At 39.2% G+C, this 2,074-nt stretch carries 4 protein-coding genes; all 4 read right to left on the bottom strand.

The genetic code is table 11. The annotated features are described in order from the left end of the window. Positions 1 to 79 precede the first annotated feature (79 nt). The gene (locus tag AAY72_RS03720; protein ID WP_057785635.1) at positions 80 to 292 is read right to left on the bottom strand and encodes a hypothetical protein; all 213 of its coding nucleotides are present in this window, start codon (positions 290 to 292) and stop codon (positions 80 to 82) included. Next, positions 289 to 1,251 (bottom strand): hypothetical protein, encoded by a 963-nt coding sequence (locus AAY72_RS03715; protein WP_057785634.1) that lies wholly within the window; start codon positions 1,249 to 1,251, stop codon positions 289 to 291. Before AAY72_RS03715 ends, AAY72_RS03720 begins: the two co-directional genes overlap by 4 nt. Before the next feature lie 83 nt (positions 1,252 to 1,334). Continuing rightward, positions 1,335 to 1,757, bottom strand: a complete 423-nt coding sequence (locus AAY72_RS03710; RefSeq protein ID WP_156411272.1) for a hypothetical protein — start codon at positions 1,755 to 1,757, stop codon at positions 1,335 to 1,337. Between the two features lie 58 nt (positions 1,758 to 1,815). Further along, on the bottom strand, positions 1,816 to 2,074 hold a 259-nt coding region (locus AAY72_RS03705; protein WP_197408369.1), incomplete at its 5' end, for a transposase.

Genomic DNA, 2,074 nt, shown 5'->3' with positions numbered 1-2,074 from the left:
TGATGTCTATGAATCACACAGTTTACGTTACCATAAAAAGCCATAGCTTTTTATGGTAGGCATGTTTTGGTGTTCTTAGCTATCTCATAGAGGCAATTACATTGCGCTCTCTAAATATCGCGGTAAGGCGCGTCTGTTCTTGCCCAAACTCTTTGGCTATTTTTGCAGTCATTTGAGCATCGTTATCTGTCTGAATAAACAAAAGCTTCATTAACCCTTGCTCTTCGATTGGGTCTTCTGGAGCTGTAATTTCAAATGTTTCAACTAAGCGCTGAGAATTAAGTTTGTTCATTTTTCTTCACTCTCTTGCTTTGCAGCTTCGATAACTTGGTTGAGTAATTCAATTCGTGCTACTCCATGAGATTTGATTTTACCAAATTGGAGTAGTTCACGACAGACATAATAGGCCGTTAGTTCGTCATTTTCTGGCGCTTTAACGTTTTTAAAAATTGCCGCTGCTTCCTTCCGATCAATTACAAAAGAGTGAGAAGGGTATCCAGTAAGCAATAAATCAAGCATTCCAGACTTTAAGTTATGAGCTTTTGAATCCAATGACAAGCCATATCTCTTGGCAATCGACATCGCGCGCTGATGCTCACCAAGTTTTATTGGGTCTATCTGGGCTGCTATTGGTGTTACGAACCCGATCGCTAATTTACATGCAATCTCTGAGGATAGCTTTGTTGAAATTTGACTCCCTAATCTAATTTCTATCAGATAGTTTCTGAAAGCATCCAGAGTTTGATTTTGTAGAACCATAAAAGACTGTATTAAATCTAAGCCTGAGCTACTCTCAAACATTTCATCTGGTTTGTTAAGCTGAATATCTAAAGGGCCTAATTCACCCATATCACCGATTACAAGCTGATGAGCTGAAATGCAAATCAAGGTTCCTGCACTTTTGCATCTATCACTTATAAGTATAGTAACCTTTTTGTAATGATGCCCTAATGCCCGTGCGATTCTGAAACCCGCGTTTGGATCTCCACCATTGGTTGTCAAACATAAAATTACATGTTCTTTTTTTTCTTTAAGGTCTTCTAACCTAACAGAAAAACGCTCATATCCTTCGTGATTGATGTCACCAGCATAAAGCCAGAAATCTGCAGTTATACTCAGTTCTTGCTCTGTAGCTTCTACTTCACTGATATTCGTTTCGACTGGTTCTACCGTTGAATTAGTGGCTGAAACACTTTCTTGTGGGAGGGACTGTTGTGACGAACTTCTTTTCTTAGGGTCGCGATCTGACATCTGAGCTTCCATGCACTAATTTGGGGAAAAAACTATTTACCCAAATTAGTGCATGGAAGCTCAGAATGCAAGTGGCTTTGTTTCTAATTCTCCTTCCCGGTTAGCATGTCCATTATGTGTTTACGAATTCTATTCGCTTGCTTGCTTTCAGACGTAAGGTCTTTCTTTGTGTGCTTTATTTGAACTCTCTTCAATCGAGTTAGGACTTTTTTTGGGAATAAAGTTGGGCCATTTTCACAAATAGATCTTAGAATTTGATTGATATCATGAGGAGTAAAGGCATCCTTAGTTTCACGCTCGCAGATGTATGCTGACGATTGCGGCTCTTTTTTTGCTAAGTGTTCTTTTATCTCTTCTCGTTCGACTTCAATCAGTAAAATCTGTCTTTCACCTAAACTCAGGATAAACATAACAAATGTGCGAATAAATTCATTCTGATCAATGTTTATATGGCTAAAAGGCATTGGCACTTTATCGATAGTTGTCGGCAGTCTATTAACGAACACATCAATTTTTTCATTTTTATTTTTCTTATGTTGGATCTGACTCGCTAAATAACCGATCCTAATTGTGATACACCCGCTTTAGTCCATGCTTGCCGCCCGGAAACGGTGCGGCAGTGTCCATAAAGTAGTGAACCTGCTCCAGTAAATCATCCATGTTTTTGCACTGATGATTCCGGGTTATCGTCTCGTGCAGAGCATGCCACAGTTTTTCAATTTTGTTATGCCATGGGCTATAAACCGGCAAGAACAGTAACTTGAACTTTGGATTGTCGCTCAGCCACTTCTGGGTTTTCTTGCTCTTGTGGATGATGTAATTA

It is taken from the genome of Alishewanella sp. WH16-1, assembly GCF_001441695.1.
Lineage (GTDB): Bacteria > Pseudomonadota > Gammaproteobacteria > Enterobacterales > Alteromonadaceae > Alishewanella > Alishewanella agri.
This window is presented reverse-complemented; position numbering and strand designations above follow the sequence as displayed.